Origin of the sequence: Rhodococcus zopfii NBRC 100606 = JCM 9919, from assembly GCF_001895025.1 — a bacterium.
GTDB lineage: Bacteria > Actinomycetota > Actinomycetes > Mycobacteriales > Mycobacteriaceae > Rhodococcus > Rhodococcus zopfii.
Window position 1 is genome coordinate 45,125 of sequence record NZ_BCXI01000041.1, and the last position, 16,539, is coordinate 61,663.

Below are 16,539 nucleotides of genomic sequence, written 5' to 3' on the forward strand. Positions count from 1 at the left end.
CGGCTCCGGCCGATCCCGGAATCGCCGCCTCGCCGTCGTATCCGTGGCCGTCGTCGCGGTGCTCGCGGTCGCGGCCGGGCTCGTGCTCTGGTTCGCGCCGAGCCGCTATCTGCCGTGGGACACCGAACCGTTCCCGCAGATCGACGCGACGGCACTGTCGCCGCAGCAGGCCCGCGTCGTCGAGCTGCTCGAACAGGAACACGACTCGCAGCGGCCCGGCACGTTCTACTCCGAAGGCGTCGAGGAGCCATGGTGCGCCGACTTCGTGAGCTGGATCATGCGCGAGGCCGGTATGCCGCTGTCGAACCCGAATTCGGGGCACTGGCGGATCCCCGGCGTGTACACCCTGCAGGAGTACTACGAGCAGGAAGGCCGCTTCGAACCCGTCGGTTCCGGGCGGTCTCCTGAGGTCGGTGATGTGGTGCTCTACAACAACACCAGCTGGGTCGGTCAGCACACCAACATCGTCGTCGCGGTCGACGGCAGCACCGCGATCACGGTCGGAGGCAACGAGTTCGGCCGGATCCGGGTGCACCGCCTGGATTGGGCGTCGGACCCGGCCGTCGTCGGATTCGGGCTCCTGGCCGGCTGAGAGGGCCGAACCGCGATCACCGGAATCGGTCGGTGGCCTCGACGAGATGATGGGTGATGCCGGGCTCGTTCGCGGCATGCCCGGCATCGTCGACGATGCACAACGTCGACTCCGGCCACGCCCGGTGCAGCGCCCACGCGCTCGCCGCCGGGCACACCACGTCGTAGCGGCCTTGCACGATGACCCCCGGGATGCCGTCGAGCCGGTGCACATCCCGCAGCAACTGACCTTCGTCGAGGAATCCGCGATGGTGGAAGTAGTGGTTCTCGATCCGGGCGAACGCCAGCGCGAAACGCGGCTCGCCGGTCTCGGCGACGTGCTCCGGCCGCGGCAGCAGCGAGCTGGTCGCTCCCTCCCACGTCGACCACGCGACCGCCGCCTCGAGCGCGACGTCGGGGTCGGGGGAGTGCAGCAGGCGATGGTAGGTGTCCACCGGATGCTCGCCCGGCTCCGCGCCGGCCAGCGGTGCACAGAACTTCTCCCACAGGTCCGGGTAGATCTGCCCGGCCCCGCCGTTGTAGTACCAGTCGATCTCGCTGCGCCGCAGCAGGAACACCCCGCGCAGTACCAGCTCGGTGACCCGATCGGGATGGCGCTGCGCGTACGCCAGCGCGAGTGTCGATCCCCACGAGCCACCGAACACCTGCCAGCGCGCGATCCCGAGTCCGGTGCGCAGCAGTTCGATGTCGCGCAGCAGATGGTCGGTGGTGTTCGCCGACAGGTCCGCGCCGTCCGCGACGTGCGGCAGGGACCGGCCGCAGCCGCGCTGGTCGAACAGCACGATGCGGTACGCGGCCGGGTCGAAGAACTGCCGGTGCGTCGGGGACGTGCCGCCCCCGGGGCCTCCGTGCAGGAACACCACCGGCTTGCCGTCCGGGTTTCCGCTGACCTCCCAATACACCTGCTGGTCGTCGCCGACCTCGAGCATGCCCTGGTCGTACGGCTCGATCGGGGGATAGGGCTCGCGCAGCGCCGTCATCAGTAGCCCACGAGCGACGACGCGAAGTCGGGGATCTCGAGCGCTTCGAGCGCCTGTTCACGGATATCGGGGCACTGGGCGGCGGTGATCTCGTCGACGCGGGCACGGTTACCGGCCAAGGCGATCAGATCGACGCCGTTTGCGGCCGCCCACTCGCCGACGAGCAGGTTCAGGCCCGGCTTGTTCATCGACGGGGTGTAGGTGCGCCAGCTCTGCAGTTGCCCCTCCATCCGTGCGCACAGGTCCGCCGCCTGAGTTTCGGTGACCCCGCCCGGAAGCGCAGCCGGGGCGGTCGTGTCGGCGGGAGCCGGCGCGGGACTGTTCGATCCGCTGGGTGCGGGTTCGGATCCGGGCGCGCAGGCACCGAGCACGGTGATCGTGGCAGCAGCGACGACGGCCGCGGTCAGTGTGCGTCGGAGTCCGGTCATGGATTCACCTCGGGGGTCGGGGGTCGATGTCGCCACCGAGTGTGCCACCCGCACACCGGACGGCGGTGGTGCCGTCAGTCACCCTCGGTCGGCGATGATCCGCGCGATGTTGCGTTCGGCGAGCGCGGCGATCGTCAGCGACGGATTCGCCGTGCCGGTGCTGCCCGGGATCAGGGCGCCGTCGACGACGTACAGGCCCCGATGGCCGTGCACACGACCGTACCCGTCGGTGACGTCGCCCAGGACGGCACCGCCGAGCGGGTGGGCGGTGAACGACGCGTTGACGTCCGGAGCCATCGGCTTCGCGCCCGGCACGGTGCCGCCGGCCGCGGCCATCGCGTCGTGCACGACGCGCAGCGCGTCGACACTCTCCCGTTCGCCGCCGGCGGGCCAGTTCACGACCGCACGGCCCGCGCCTGCGTCGTAGATGACATCGGCGCGGCGCGGGTCGAGGGTCATGCCGAGCGAGGCGAGCATGCCGACGTCCTTCGCGGTACCGGCGACGAACCAGTTCTCGAGACTCAGCGGCATCCCGGCCTCGTCGACGATGCGGGAGGCGGACGGGGCGCCCTGGTCGCCGGCGAACCCGTCGGTGATCGCGAAGGAGCGGACCAGCACGGCGTCGCCGTTGGTGCCCCAGCCGCGGCCGACGCGCTCGTCGAGGTTCGCCAGCGCGCCGGTGTGACGGGCGCGCAACAGCAGTTCGGTGGTGCCGATCGACCCGGCGCCGAGCACGAGCTTGTCGCAGGTGAGCGTCTGCGTGCGCAGTACCGCGCCGAAGGGGTCGACGACCTCGACGTCGACGAAATAGCGACCGTCGGGTTCCTGGCCGACGGCGAGCACGCGGTGCGCGTGGCACACGAGCGCGCGCCCGGTGGCCTCGGCGGCCGGGATGTAGTTCTGCGTCAGATCGAACTTGGCGCCGTTGGAGTTGCCGAGGTTGCTCTCGCCGGCGATCGCCGAGCGCCGGACCCGACCGGCGAGCTCGTCGCGCACGACGTCCCAGTTCCAGATGCCGTCGATACGGTGCGGGGTGTAGCCGGCGGCGCGGGCGTCCTCGTCCCACCGGCGCGAGTGCGTGAACTCGGAGGCACCGTAGATGTCGTCGGGCATCGCATCGAGGCGCAGCATCGAACGAACCTTCGGATACCAGGTGGAGGTCATCTCGCGGTAGTCGAGCCGCGAGCCGAACACGTGCTCGAAGAAGCGCTGCTCGGGGGCGATCATGACGCCGGTGAACACGACCGAGCCGCCGCCGACCGCGGCCCCGCGCCACACCGACAGGTTCGGGTAGTCGACGACGTCGAGGACACCGGCGAAGTCGTCGCAGATCAGCGGGACACCGGTCGGGCCGATGAGCCCCTTGCGGTGATACAGACCGCGACCGTCGGCGAGTAGGTCGGTGGTGAAGATCTCCCGCTGCGGGTCGCGCGGCCAGCGCAGGCCGCGTTCGAGAACCGTGACGCGGCTGCCGGATTCGGCCAGGCGCAGCGCCGCGGCGCTCGCTCCGAAACCGGATCCGACGACGATGACCTCGGAGTGGTCGGGTGCGGTGGGGGGAGCGGCGAAGAGTTCGGGCACCAGACGCAGGTAGGTGTCGGACCCCACCGGCAGGGCAGATGCATGCCGGGTGCCGGCGAGCCCCGGCCCGAACACGGCGGCAGCCGCCAAGGTCGATGCCTGCAGGAAACGACGTCGCTTCATCCCAAATCCCCCACGGATGCCCGGTGATTCCCCCGGACGTGACCTCTGGGCCCGCCCGCTACCGGCGGCTACTGTAACCGGCGGACCGCCCGGAGGCCATCCCAGGTGCCGGCCGGACCCGGCCGCCGACGACGGGTGCCACGGCGGCGCCGCGACACCCGTTCGTGTCGATGGGTCAGAAGGAGTGCTCGGGCCCCGGGAACGTGCCCGCGGCGACCTCGGATGCGTAGTCCACTGCGGCACGGCGCAGTTCGTCGCCGACGTTGCCGAACTTCTTGACGAACTTGGCGGTCCTGCCGCTGGTGTAGCCGGCCATGTCCTGCCACACCAGCACCTGCGCGTCGCACTCGTTGCCCGCGCCGATACCGACGGTCGGGATGGTCAGCTTGCGGGTGACCTGACCGGCCAGCTCCGCCGGAACCATCTCCATCACGACCGAGAACGCACCGGCCTCCTGGACCGCGATCGCGTCGATGACGAGCTGCTCGGCGCCGTCGCCGCGGCCCTGCACCCGGAACCCGCCGAGCGTGTTGACGGACTGCGGGGTGAAACCGATGTGGGCCTGCACCGGAATGCCGGCCGCGGTGATCGCCGCGATCTGCGGGGCGACCCGTTCGCCGCCCTCGAGCTTCACGGCGTGGGCGCCGCCCTCCTTCATGAACCGGATCGCAGTCGCCAGCGCCTGTTCGGGGGACGCCTCGTACGAGCCGAACGGCAGGTCTGCGATCACGAGCGCGTGCGGTGCGCCGCGGACGACGCCGCGGACCAGCGGCAGCATCTCGTCGACGGTGACCGGGACGGTGGTGTCGTAGCCGTAGACGACGTTCGCGGCGGAATCGCCGACGAGCAGCACCGGAATGCCTGCATCCTCGAAGACGCGTGCGGACGAGTAGTCGTAGGCGGTCAGCTCGGCCCAGCGTCGGCCTTCGGCCTTCATCGCCTGCAGGTGATGCACGCGAGTCTTGCGCTTCGGGGCATCGGGCGCGGCAGCGCCGCCGTACACGGAAGTCATGTTGTCGGACATCGCTGTCCCTTTCTGCCTCGAGGCCCGTACGGGTCCCCGGGTTCGGTGATGACGGTCTCGAGTCTGCCACCGTGCGCACCGCGGGTGTACCGGGCCGGTCGGTGCGATTGGTCACAATCGAGCTCGTCGGAGCCTTGCGTGCGGCTGGTCGCGGCGCCGGCGGCCGGCACGTCGCTAGCATCGCTGCCGTGCCGAACCACACCACCGGACTCCGATCCCGCGTCCTCGCCGGTCTGGCGGTCGCCGGTCTCGCGCTGGCCGCCGCGTGCAGCGCCGAACCGGACACCACGACGGCGCTGCCGGCGGACCCGGTCGGCGTTCCCGGCGGATTGGAGCGCTTCTACGAGCAGCCGGTGACGTGGGAGTCCTGCGCGGACTACGGCGCCGACGGCAGCTACCTCGAGCGCGAGGGCGCGCAGTGTGCGCGCGTCACCGTTCCCCTCGACTACGACGACCCGGACGGCGCGACCGCCAGGATCGCGATCTCCCGCATGCCTGCGAGCGGCGACAGGATCGGATCCATGCTGGTCAACCCGGGTGGGCCGGGAGCGTCCGGTCTCGGTATGGCCACTGTTGCCACGTCCACCGAACTCGCGGACCGCTTCGACGGGATCGGATTCGATCCGCGGGGCGTCGGCGAGTCCGAACCTGCGGTGCGCTGCCTGACCGACGCGGAGGCCGACGCGGAGCGGGCCCTCGATGACGGTGACATGACCCCCGAGGGCATCGCCGCGAGCGAGAAGCGCAACCGGGAGTATGCCGACGCGTGCGCCGAGCGGTCCGGCATCGACCTGCTCGCCCACGTCGGTACCCGCGAAGTGGTTCGCGACATGGACGTCATCCGCGGTGTGTTGCGCGACGAGAAGATGACCTACCTGGGCTTCTCGTACGGCACTCGGTTGGGCACGGCGTATGCCGAAACGTTCCCGGACCGGGTCCGCGCCCTCGTCCTCGACGGCGCACTCGACCCCGAGCAGGAGCCCGTCGAGGAGGTGGTGCTGCAGGCCGCCGGATTCCAGAGGGCGTTCGACGCGTTCGCCGAGGATTGCGCCGGCTACGACACCTGCGCGCTCGGCGACGATCCGACGCAGGCGGTCGCGCGGTTCCGGGCGCTGGTGGATCCGCTGATCGCCGCCCCGGCCCGCACCACGGATCCGCGTGGGCTCAGCCATCGGGATGCGATCACCGGTGTGCAGCAAGCCCTGTACTCGCCGAGCCTGTGGGGGTCGCTGCGCGGCGGCTTGAAGTCGCTGGCCGACGGCAACGGCGACACGCTGCTGTTGCTGGCCGACATGTACGAGGGCCGGGGTGAGGACGGCACCTACAGCAACATCAACGACGCGTTCAACGCGATCCGGTGCGTCGACGACCCGCGGATCACCGACCGGGCCGTGGCCGGGGAGGCCGACACGCGGTTCCGGGAGGTCGCGCCGTTCCTCGACGACGGCCGCGGAACCGGGCAGTCGGCGCTGGATCTGTGCGCGTTCTGGCCCGTGCCGAACACCGGCGAGCCGCACACACCGGACGTCCCGGGGCTGCCTCCGGTGCTGGTCGTTTCGACCACCGAGGACCCCGCGACCCCCTATCAGGCCGGGGTGGATCTGGCTCGTCAGCTCGGCGGCGCGCTCATCAGTTTCACCGGAACCCAGCACACCGTGGTTCTCGACGGGGAGCGGTGCGTCGACGAGCCGGTGATCCGATATCTGGTGTCGCTCGACGTGCCGGAAACCGACCCGCACTGCTGATCCGTAGCGGGTGTGAGCGACACGCCGCAGCGATAACTCGCGGATGTAACACGGAGTTAACTCCCGGTGCCTAGTCTCGCCCCTATGGATCGCCAGAAGGAGTTCGTGCTCCGCACCCTCGAAGAGCGCGACATTCGGTTCGTGCGCCTGTGGTTCACCGACGTCGTGGGCACACTCAAATCCGTGGCGATCGCGCCGGCCGAACTCGAAGGGGCCTTCGAGGAGGGCATCGGGTTCGACGGCTCGGCCATCGAGGGCTTCTCCCGCATCTCCGAGGCCGACATGGTCGCGCGCCCCGACGCCACGACCTTCCAGGTGCTGCCGTGGATGGACGATCGGGGCCATCAGTACTCGGCGCGGATGTTCTGCGACATCACCATGCCCGACGGCACCCCGAGCTGGGCGGACCCGCGGCACGTGCTGCGTCGACAGCTCAACAAGGCCTCCGATCTGGGTTTCAGCTGCTACGTGCATCCCGAGATCGAGTTCTTCCTCGTCGAGAACGGTGAGCCGGGCGCGCTGCCGGTCCCCGCCGACGACGGCGGCTACTTCGACCAGTCCGTGCACCGTTCGGCCCCGCACTTCCGCCGGCACGCGATCGACGCGCTCGAATCGATGGGTATCTCGGTCGAATTCAGCCACCACGAGACCGCGCCGGGTCAGCAGGAGATCGACCTGCGCTACGCCGACGCGCTGTCGATGGCCGACAACGTCATGACGTTCCGCTACGTGGTCAAGGAGATCGCGATGGCGGAGGGTGTGCGCGCGACCTTCATGCCGAAACCGTTCCGTGAGCACGCCGGTTCCGCGATGCACACGCACATGAGCCTGTTCGAGGGCGAGAACAACGCCTTCCACGACCCGGACGATCCGCTGCAGCTCTCCGCGACCGGCAAGGCGTTCATCGCCGGAATTCTCGAGCACTCCAATGAGATCAGCGCCGTCACCAACCAGTGGGTGAACTCCTACAAGCGCATCGTGCACGGCGGGGAAGCCCCCACCGCCGCGTGCTGGGGCCCGTCGAACCGTTCGGCGCTGGTGCGTGTGCCGATGTACACCCCGAACAAGGCGTCCTCGCGTCGCGTCGAGATCCGCACCCCGGACTCCGCCTGCAACCCGTACCTGACGTTCGCGGTTCTGCTGGCGGCCGGCCTGCGCGGCATCGAGAAGGGTTACGAGCTCGCACCCGAGGCAGAGGACGACGTGTGGGCGCTGAGCTCCGCCGAGCGTCGCGCGATGGGATACCGGGAGCTGCCGACCGATCTCGACATCGCCCTGAGGGAGATGGAGCGGTCCGAACTGGTCGCCGAGGCGCTCGGTGAGCACGTGTTCGACTACTTCCTGCGCAACAAGTGGCGGGAATGGGAAAACTACCGCAGCCAGGTCACCCCGTTCGAGCTGGAGCAGTACCTGGGCCTGTAGGCGGCGTGAGAGAGTGAATGGCGTGCGGTCGCGGGCAGCGGTAGAGGTCGAGACGGAACCGGTCGGAAACGAGCCGGGGGTGGGTGCGTGGTGAAACCGCCGCCCGCCCGCTCCGCGATTCCGGGGCCGGGCCGGCTCGGGCTCGTCGAGCGCACCGCCGCCGCGGAACTCGAACAGCTCGCCTGGAACGACACCGACAGCATCGAACTGCTGTGGTCGCTGTCGCGGGCACCGAACGCCGACCTCGCGTTGCGGACCCTCGCGCGACTGCAGGAAGCGCTCGGGGAGGCCGAATGGGCCGAACTCGACGCCGCGCTGCGGATCGACAAGGGATTGCGGGGACGACTTTTCGCGTTGCTGGGTGCGTCCGCGGCGCTCGGCGATCACGTCGTCGCCCATCCGGACCGCTGGAGGATGCTGGCCGGGAAGCTGGAACTGCCGGACCGGCACACGTTCACGGCCCGCATGCTGGATTGCGTCGAAGCGGTCGCCGGACCCGGAGGTGGCGACAACCCACTGGTCCATCGGGCCGGGATCACCGGTCCGGCCGCGATCCCGGCGCTGCGCACCTGTTACCGCGATCAGCTGATGCTCATCGCCGCAGCGGATCTGGCGGCGACCGTGGAGAACGAGCCGGTGCTGCCGTATCTCGAGGTGGGCAACAAGCTCGCCGATCTCGCCGACGCGGCGCTGACCGCGGCGCTGGCTGTCGCGGTCGGCACGGTCGTTCCCGACGGGCCGTGCCCGGTCGACATCGCGGTCATCGCGATGGGCAAATGCGGTGCGCGCGAACTGAACTATGTCAGCGACGTCGATGTCGTGTTCGTGGCCGAGCCCGCCGATGCCCGCGCGAGCCGCATCGCCGGGGAGATGATGCGGATCGGCACGGCGGCGTTCTTCGAAGTCGACGCGGCGCTGCGGCCCGAAGGCAAACGCGGCGAACTGGTCCGCACCCTCGACTCGCACATCGCGTACTACACCCGCTGGGCCAAGACGTGGGAGTTCCAGGCGCTGCTCAAAGCCCGGCCGATGACCGGCGATCTGGAACTGGGCCGCCGCTACATCGAGGCACTGAGCCCGATGGTGTGGATCGCCTCCGAACGCGAGGCGTTCGTGCCGGAGGTGCAGGCGATGCGCCGGCGCGTCGAGGAACTCGTGCCCGCGGAGCTGCGGGAACGCGAACTCAAGCTCGGACGCGGGAGCCTCCGCGACGTCGAGTTCGCCGTCCAGCTCCTGCAACTCGTGCACGGCCGCGCCGACGAGTCGTTGCGGGTGCCCAACACGGTCGAAGCGTTGTCCGCGCTCGCGGACGGCGGATATGTCGGGCGCGACGACGCGGCGAACCTGCGGGCGTCGTACGAGTTCCTGCGACTGCTCGAACACCGGTTGCAGTTGCAGAAGCTCAAGCGCACGCACACCCTGCCGCCCGCCGACGACCGGGAGGCGCTGCGCTGGCTGGCGCGTGCTGCACACATGCGGCCGGACGGGCGCAACGACGCGCTCGGCGTGCTCGAGGCGGAGATCAAACGGAATTCGGCGCGGGTACGCAAACTGCACGCCAAGCTGTTCTACCGTCCGCTGCTCGAATCCGTGACGCGTATCGACGCGGAGGCGCTGAGGCTGTCCCCGGAAGGTGCGGTCCGGCAACTCGCGGCGCTCGGCTACAGCGCACCGGAACACGCGCTCGGGCACCTGACCGCCCTGTCCGGAGGCGCCTCCCGCAAGGCGCGGATCCAGGCGCTGATTCTTCCGCAGCTGCTCGAATCACTCGGCGACACAGTCGATCCCGATGCCGGATTGCTGGCGTACCGGCGTCTGTCCGATGCGATGTACAACGCGGTGTGGTTCCTGCGGACGCTGCGCGACGAGCCGTCGGTCGCCGAACGGTTGATGACGGTGCTCGGTTCGTCCGCGTTCGTGCCGGACCTGCTCATCAACGCCCCCGACGTGGTGCGGTTGTTCGCCGACGGCGCGAACGGGCCGCGTCTGCTCGAACCGCAACCCGAGGAGGTCGCCAAGGCGATCGTCACGTCGTCGGCGCGGTACGACGATCCGGTGCGCGCGATCGCGGCGGCCCGATCGCTGCGACGCGCGGAACTCGCCCGCGTCGCGAGCGCCGACATCCTCGGCATGCTCGACGTTCCGGAGGTGTGCCGGGCCTTGTCGAGCGTGTGGTCCGCGGTGCTCGAGGCGGCGCTGGCCGCGGTGGTCCGTGCGTCCGTGCAGAAACAGGGCCCGGCGCCGGCGCGCATGGCGGTGATCGGCATGGGCAGGCTCGGCGGTGCCGAACTCGGCTACGGCTCCGACGCGGACGTGCTGTTCGTGTGCGAACCACTGCCGGACGCCGACGAAACCGTGGCCGTGAAATGGTCCGTCCAGATCGCCGAGCAGGTCCGCAAGCTGCTCGGCGCACCGAGCACCGATCCGCCGCTCGAGGTGGATACGGGTCTACGGCCGGAGGGCCGTAGCGGACCGATGGTGCGCACGCTCGGCTCGTACCAGGCGTACTACGCGCAGTGGGCGCAGGCGTGGGAGGTGCAGGCGTTGCTGCGGGCGCATCCCGTCGCGGGCGACCCGGATCTCGGCGCGCGGTTCCTGCAGATGATCGACGCGGTGCGTTATCCGGCGGGTGGGGTGTCGCAGGTTGCGGTGCGCGAAATCCGGCGGATCAAGGCGCGTGTCGACTCGGAGCGGCTGCCGCGCGGTGCGGACCCCGCGACGCACACCAAACTCGGTCGCGGCGGTCTGGCGGACATCGAATGGACGGTGCAGTTGCTGCAGTTGCAGCACGCCGATCGGATTCCCGCCTTGCACAACACCTCGACGCTCGAGACGCTCGATGCGATCGGTGCCGCCGAGCTGGTCGGCGAGGAGGACGTCGCGTTGCTGCGGGAGGCCTGGATCACGGCGACCCGTGCCCGCAATGCGCTCGTGCTGGTGCGGGGTAAACCCACCGATCAACTCCCCGGCCCGGGCAAGGTGCTGACGGCCGTGGCGCGGGTCGCGGGATGGACCGGGGACGCCTCGGAATTTCGGGACCACTACTTGCGGGTCACCCGGCGTGCCCGGGCCGTCGTCGAGCGGGTCTTCTGGGGCACCGAACACGGGCACAGCGGCGGGACCGAGAGCGGATACGGCAGCGCGTACGGGTACGACGGCTGATCAGCTCTGCGCGAACAGGCGGATCCGCTGCTCGCGGCTGCGTTCGAGGTGCGCGCGCATGTGCTCACGCGCGGCGGTCTCGTCGCGTGCGCGCAGCGCGACCAGGATCTGCTCGTGCTCGGCGTTGAGCAGATCGGGTTCGCCGTAGTTCGACGGCGGGCCGGAGTCGTAGATGCGCAGCTGGGTGGTCAAGCGCACCAGTAGTGCGGTGATGGTCGAGTTGTGCGCGGCCTGCCACAGGGCTTCGTGGAAGCGGAAGTTTCCGCCGCGCACGTCGGCGTCGTCGGTTGCAGCGCAACAGAATCCGTGGAGCTGTTCGAGCCGTGCCAGGTCGAGTTCGGTGTGCCGGATCGCGGCGGCGCCGGCGGCTTCGGATTCGAGCGCGACGCGCGCGGCGTAGATCTCGATGACGTCCTCGGCGGTGCCGGAGCGCACCCGGAAGCCGCGGGTTGCCCGTTCGAGTAATCCGTCGTGGGCGAGCCAGTTCAGTGCCTCGCGGATGGGGGTGCGAGAGGCGCCGTAGGTCTCGCTGAGTTGGGTTTCGTGCAACGCGGCACCGCGGGGAAATTTTCCGGCGAGGATGTCCGCGCGCAGACGCAGGTACTGCTTCGACGTCTGGTCGTCGCGTCCGGTCGGTGGCTCTGTGAGCAGGGAACCGGTGGGGTCCGCGGTGGTGTCGCCGTGGGTCATGGATCCGATTATGCCATCGACGACATTCGAATACTTGCGTATACGTTATTCGTCGTTTAGCGTCGCTGCGGTGAGTGGCGACAGGCGAGATGTACTGATCAGCGCCGAGGACCTGGCCCGGAATCCCGGTGCCTATGCGATCCTCGACGCGACCGTGTCGTTCCCGAAGCCGCGCTTCGACGGCGACTACCGGCCCGAATGCGGTTTCGCGGAATGGGAACGGGCCCACATTCCCGGTTCGGTCCACGCGGATCTGCTCGTCGACTTCAGCGCCGCCGACGCGAAGCTGCACTTCTCCCGCCCGGCACCCGAACAGCTTGCGAACGCTCTCGCGAAGCTCGGTGTCGCACCCGGTACCGAGATCGTGGTGTACGACCAGGGCGCGAACACCTGGTCCGCGCGCCTGTGGTGGATGCTGCGCAACATCGGGATCGCCGCGCGCGTTCTCGACGGCGGGTTCGAGCGCTGGGTCGCACTCGGCCTGCCGGTCGAAACCGGGGCCGGTGACCGGCGGCCGGCGGTGGATCCGTACGCGGCGCCGACCGACCGCGGACTGTGGCGCGACCGCGACGACGTCCTCGCTGTGAGCGCGGGGGAGGCTTCCGGCACGCTGGTGTGCGCGCTGGACCCGGAGCAGTTCGCGGGCACCGCAACCACCCGGTATTCGCGGCGCGGACACATTCCGGGCAGTCGCAACCTGCCGGCCAAGAGTCTGCTCGACGGCGGGCTGCTGCGTCCGGTCGTGACGGTGTCGGCGCACGTCGATGCGGTGCTCGGCGACGCGGAGCGTCCCGTGATCCTGTACTGCGGCGGCGGTGTGTCGGCGTGCCTGGTCGCGCTTGCCCTGGTCCGCGCCGGACTCGACGAACCGGCCGTGTACGACGGGTCGCTCGAGGAATGGACGGCGGATCCCGCGCTGCCGATGGTTTCCGCCGCAATCGAAGTGGATCGGGAGGGCAACGCATGACGCGATGTCCCCGCCCCTGACCGACCCGACCCTGACTTCCCCTCTCCGACAGGAACTTCTGTGACAACCACGACGAACGCCCCCACCGTCTACGATGTGGCCGCCGCGCTCGAGGCGCTGCGCGCCCAGGTGCCGCTGGTGCAATCGCTGACGAACATCGTCTCCGCCAACTTCCTGACCAACGTTCTGCTCGCGGCCGGTGCCAGCAACGCACACATCGACAACGCCCACGAGGCCGGCGGATTCGCGCGAGTCGCCGGCGGCGTGCTGGTCAACCTCGGCACTCCGGACGACGGCACCGCCGCGGCGTTCACCGCGGCCGCCGGTGCCGCCCACGAGGCCGGAACCCCGTGGGTCCTCGACCCGGTCGGCGTCGGCGGGTTGCCGTGGCGCACCGGACTGGCCGCGGACCTGCTGACCCTGCATCCGACCGCAATCCGCGGCAACGCCTCGGAGATCATCGCGCTCGCCGGTCTGGGCGGTGACGCCCGTGGTGTCGACAGTGCCGACGAAGCCGCCGCCGCGGTTCCCGCAGCGCTCGCCCTGCTCGAGCACGCCGACGCCGTGTCGGCCTCCGGGCCGGTCGACTACCTGATCGGCCGCGGCCGCGACGGGGGGATCACCGGCGTGCGCATCGCCGGCGGCAGCGCGATGCTCCCGCGCGTGACCTCCACCGGATGCTCGCTCGGCGGCCTGGTCGCGGCGTATCTGGCGGTCGCCCCGAACCCGCTGATCGGACTGGCCGCCGCGCACACCCATGTCGCGGTCGCCGCGGAGATCGCCGAGGAGAACTCCACGGGCCCCGGATCGTTCGCTGTGGCATACCTCGATGCGCTGTACACGGTCGACGCCGACACGCTGCGGGCCCGCGCCCGCATCGAAGCGCTCGACCTCCCGAAGTAAGGACGAGAACGATGGGCATCAAGACTTTCTGGTATCTCACCCAGGCCGACGGGGACTACCCGTGGAGCCCGGGCGGGCTGTACCCGGTCGACGGGCAGCGGCAGATCGAGCTGGCGAAGACGATCGACGACGGCGGGTTCGACGGTGCGCTCGTCGCGACGTGGCCGAACGATCCATTCACTTCGGCGACCTGGGCCGCCGCGCACACCACGCGAATGAAGTTCCTCGTCGCGATCTACGCGAACATGACCCCAGCGCGCCTGCTCGCGGAGAAGGCGCTGACGTTCGACGCGTTCAGCGGCGGCCGCCTGATGATCAACTCCGTCAACGGCCGGGAGAACATCCTCACCCAGTACGACATGAACGTCGAGCACGACCGGCGGTACGAACTGGGGGAGCGGTACTGGGCGGACTTCCGGCGGATCTACGCCGAGGGCACCGAGTCGAACTTCCCGAACACGCCGCTGCGCATCGACGCACCGAGCGGCGGCCACACCGTCCCACTGTGGGGAACCGGGGATTCGCCTGCGGGACTGCAGAATTCGGGCAAGGTGCTCGACGCGTACCTGATCATGCTGCGCGAGACGGCGTTCGTCGACGCGAAGTTCACCGCGGCGCGCGAGTCCGCGGCCGCCGAGGGACGGGAGTTCACCGATTTCGGTGCGCTGTCCGGCGTCATCGTCCGGCCCACGCAGGCCGAGGCGATGGATCGGTTCCGGTCGCTGTTCGAGAAGGCCGGGATCGAGCAGATCACCGACGTCCTGGACAAGGCGGTGCGTCGCCGCACGGGTGGCAAGCAGGACCTCAGGACGTTCACCGCCCGGGACGCGCAGCGGCAGGGCTGGGTCGACACCATCAATGCCGGCCGGATTCCGGAGCCGAAGGACCTGTATCTCGGTGACGGCCTGTACGCGGGCATCACGGCGTGGTCGCCGCTCGACATCTTCGCGACCGGGTCGTCGGCGGTGTACTACGCCGGCACGCCGGACGAGATCACGGGGCATGTGCGCGCGTTGCGCGACCGGACGGGCCTGACGTCGCTGATTCTCGCCGGCTGGCCCCTGATCGACGAAGCGAAAAATGTTGCAGAACATCTGATTCCGCGCTTCCAGGAACTCTGAGAGCGCTGCGACGAGGCCGCCACGGCCGGGATCCGGTCCCGGTCGTGGCGGCCTTTTGCGTCGTCGTGGCTCGGGCTGTCCATTTACACATTCATTAATGTAGGCTACCCAAAGTGAGGTAAGGCAGACCTCTGTTACTACGAGAGAGAAGTGGCACCCAGTTGACGCGTATCGTCCGGCGCTCGCACGCCCTACCCCTCGTCCTCGCGCCGGTGCTCCTCGTGGCCGCCTGCGGTTCCGGCGACCCGACGGCCACCGCGACCGGTCCGGCGACAGCGGATTCGCTCACCATCGCGATCACCAAGGACAGCGGCCCGCTGAACATCTTCGCCGGTCAGACCGACCAGATGACCGAGCTGATCTACGACAAGCTCCTGTCCCCGTCGCCGTACGTGGCCGATCCGCAGCCGTGGCTCGCGACCAGCGTCCGCCAGGTCGATGCGACGACCTGGGACGTCGACCTCCGCGACGACGTGACCTGGCACGACGGTGAGGCATTCACGCCCGAGGACGTCGTCTTCAGCTTCCACTTCATGCACGCCGCACCCACCGGACGCTTCACACACCACGTGAACGACACTCCGTCGATCTCCACGATCGATGTCACCGGTGAGCACTCGGTGCGGTTCGTCTGCGACTACGCGTGCCCCGAACTCGGCACCGTGACGCTCGCGGACCTGCCGATCCTGCCCGAGCACGTGTGGTCGACGATCGATCCGGCCAAGGCCAAGGAGGTCACGGACCTGCCCGTGGGCACCGGTCCGTTCAAGCTCGTCGACTACAGCCCGACCAGCGGCTACCGCTTCGAGGCCAACACGAACTACTTCGCCGGCACGCCCACGGTCGGCGAGCTGGTGATGCCGGTCATCGCCGATTCGTCGGCCGCCTTCACCGCCCTGAGCTCCGGACAGATCGACGCCGCCGACCGCGCCTTGACACCTGAACTGGTGGACCGCTTCACCGCGTCCTCGGACATCGGCGTGATCACCGTCGCGCCGCTGAGCTATCCCGAACTCAAGCTCAACTTCACGCGGGAACCGTTCGCGCAGGCCGATTTCCGTGCCGCGCTCAACCTCGCGGTCGACCGGGATCAGATCCTCGACATCGTCGGACTCGGCCAGGGCCGCCCCGGCACCCAGGGCTACGTGCACCCGGACGCGCCGTTCGCCGACCCCGACGCGTCGACCCCCTACGACCCCGAAGGCGCGAAGCAGCTGCTCGATTCGTTGCGCTGGACCGACGCGAACGCCGACGGCCTCCGCGAGAACCCGCAGGGTGAACCCTCGCAGTTCTCGCTCCTGGTCAACGGCGGCGATGCGACGCAGGTGCGCGCGGCCGAACTGCTCGCCGAGGACTTCGCGGAAGTCGGCATCGACGTCGCGGTCGACCCGCTCGACGCGGGGTCGGTCTCCGATGCGTCGGCGAAGAAGAACTACGACCTGTTCATCACGACGAACAGCCCGCACGCCGTGGCGGATTCGACGCAGTTCATCATGTCCCACCGCTCCGGCAACCTGTGGAAGCACCCGGACCTCGCCTACCCGGAGTTCGACGCGCTGTACGACGCGTGGAAGGTGACCGAGACCAACGACGACCGCATCGCCGCGATGCAGGACATGCAGAGGCTGTTCAACCGTCAGCCCACGGCGATTGCGCTGTACTACCCCGACGAGTTCTGGGCCTTCCGCGCCGACACGTTCGGCGGATGGGTCGAAACCCCGGGCTACGGCATCGTCCACAAGTGGTCGTTCCTGCCGGCGGACGTCGTCGAGGCGGCGAACGCGGAAGCACCGCAGGACTGA

General features: G+C 69.5%; 13 protein-coding genes. 8 read left to right on the top strand and 5 right to left on the bottom strand.

The window, feature by feature from the left end; genetic code table 11:
- The first annotated feature begins 43 nt into the window (after positions 1-43).
- The gene (locus RZ1_RS23230) at positions 44-592 is read left to right on the top strand and encodes a CHAP domain-containing protein (RefSeq protein ID WP_238071653.1); all 549 of its coding nucleotides are present in this window, start codon (positions 44-46) and stop codon (positions 590-592) included.
- Positions 593-608: 16 nt separating this feature from the next.
- Here the strand turns inward: RZ1_RS23230 and pip are convergent, their stop codons facing one another.
- The 4 genes from pip to panB form a co-directional block, all read right to left on the bottom strand.
- The gene (pip, locus tag RZ1_RS23235) at positions 609-1,571 is read right to left on the bottom strand and encodes a prolyl aminopeptidase (RefSeq protein ID WP_072814875.1); all 963 of its coding nucleotides are present in this window, start codon (positions 1,569-1,571) and stop codon (positions 609-611) included.
- Positions 1,571-1,999, bottom strand: coding sequence for a hypothetical protein (locus tag RZ1_RS23240; protein WP_072814876.1), 429 nt, complete (start codon positions 1,997-1,999; stop codon positions 1,571-1,573). The genes pip and RZ1_RS23240 overlap by 1 nt, the downstream gene beginning before the upstream one ends.
- Positions 2,000-2,077: 78 nt before the next feature.
- Positions 2,078-3,703 carry a GMC oxidoreductase gene (locus tag RZ1_RS23245; protein ID WP_072814877.1) on the bottom strand — a complete coding sequence of 542 codons (1,626 nt, stop codon included), beginning with the start codon at positions 3,701-3,703 and terminating at the stop codon, positions 2,078-2,080.
- 175 nt (positions 3,704-3,878) lie between these two features.
- Positions 3,879-4,727 (bottom strand): 3-methyl-2-oxobutanoate hydroxymethyltransferase, encoded by an 849-nt coding sequence (panB, locus tag RZ1_RS23250; protein WP_072814878.1) that lies wholly within the window; start codon positions 4,725-4,727, stop codon positions 3,879-3,881.
- Between the two features lie 188 nt (positions 4,728-4,915).
- Between panB and RZ1_RS23255 the strand changes: the two genes are divergently transcribed.
- The 3 genes from RZ1_RS23255 to RZ1_RS23265 all read left to right on the top strand — a co-directional run bounded on the left by RZ1_RS23255 (position 4,916) and on the right by RZ1_RS23265 (position 11,056).
- Positions 4,916-6,472, top strand: coding sequence for an alpha/beta hydrolase (locus RZ1_RS23255; RefSeq protein WP_072814912.1), 1,557 nt, complete (start codon positions 4,916-4,918; stop codon positions 6,470-6,472).
- An 84-nt stretch (positions 6,473-6,556) separates the two neighbouring features.
- A complete protein-coding gene (locus RZ1_RS23260; protein WP_072814879.1) occupies positions 6,557-7,894 on the top strand; it encodes a glutamine synthetase family protein in 1,338 nt (445 codons plus the stop codon).
- An 87-nt stretch (positions 7,895-7,981) separates the two neighbouring features.
- On the top strand, positions 7,982-11,056 hold the full coding sequence (locus tag RZ1_RS23265) for a bifunctional [glutamine synthetase] adenylyltransferase/[glutamine synthetase]-adenylyl-L-tyrosine phosphorylase (protein WP_083583864.1): 3,075 nt from the start codon (positions 7,982-7,984) through the stop codon (positions 11,054-11,056).
- Here the strand turns inward: RZ1_RS23265 and RZ1_RS23270 are convergent, their stop codons facing one another.
- On the bottom strand, positions 11,057-11,746 hold the full coding sequence (locus RZ1_RS23270; RefSeq protein WP_072814880.1) for a GntR family transcriptional regulator: 690 nt from the start codon (positions 11,744-11,746) through the stop codon (positions 11,057-11,059).
- Positions 11,747-11,816: 70 nt separating this feature from the next.
- On the opposite strand from RZ1_RS23270, the gene RZ1_RS23275 reads away from it, so the two are divergent.
- From RZ1_RS23275 to RZ1_RS23290, 4 genes are all read left to right on the top strand, one after another.
- On the top strand, positions 11,817-12,713 hold the full coding sequence (locus RZ1_RS23275; RefSeq protein WP_238071649.1) for a sulfurtransferase: 897 nt from the start codon (positions 11,817-11,819) through the stop codon (positions 12,711-12,713).
- A gap of 60 nt (positions 12,714-12,773) precedes the next feature.
- Positions 12,774-13,616, top strand: coding sequence for a hydroxyethylthiazole kinase (gene thiM / locus RZ1_RS23280; RefSeq protein WP_072814882.1), 843 nt, complete (start codon positions 12,774-12,776; stop codon positions 13,614-13,616).
- An 11-nt stretch (positions 13,617-13,627) separates the two neighbouring features.
- A complete protein-coding gene (locus tag RZ1_RS23285) occupies positions 13,628-14,737 on the top strand; it encodes an LLM class flavin-dependent oxidoreductase (protein WP_072814883.1) in 1,110 nt (369 codons plus the stop codon).
- Positions 14,738-14,898: 161 nt separating this feature from the next.
- Positions 14,899-16,539: an ABC transporter substrate-binding protein gene (locus RZ1_RS23290; RefSeq protein ID WP_072814884.1), complete on the top strand. Its 1,641-nt coding sequence runs from the start codon at positions 14,899-14,901 to the stop codon at positions 16,537-16,539.

Bases quoted from the DNA above. Each gene is read 5' to 3' on its own strand.
- RZ1_RS23285 (WP_072814883.1), top strand. From the start codon at position 13,628: ATGGGCATCAAGACTTTCTGGTATCTCACCCAGGCCGACGGGGACTAC.
- RZ1_RS23260 (WP_072814879.1), top strand. From the start codon at position 6,557: ATGGATCGCCAGAAGGAGTTCGTGCTCCGCACCCTCGAAGAGCGCGAC.
- RZ1_RS23245 (WP_072814877.1), bottom strand. From the start codon at position 3,703: ATGAAGCGACGTCGTTTCCTGCAGGCATCGACCTTGGCGGCTGCCGCC.
- RZ1_RS23240 (WP_072814876.1), bottom strand. From the start codon at position 1,999: ATGACCGGACTCCGACGCACACTGACCGCGGCCGTCGTCGCTGCTGCC.
- pip (WP_072814875.1), bottom strand. From the start codon at position 1,571: ATGACGGCGCTGCGCGAGCCCTATCCCCCGATCGAGCCGTACGACCAG.
- panB (WP_072814878.1), bottom strand. From the start codon at position 4,727: ATGTCCGACAACATGACTTCCGTGTACGGCGGCGCTGCCGCGCCCGAT.
- RZ1_RS23270 (WP_072814880.1), bottom strand. From the start codon at position 11,746: ATGACCCACGGCGACACCACCGCGGACCCCACCGGTTCCCTGCTCACA.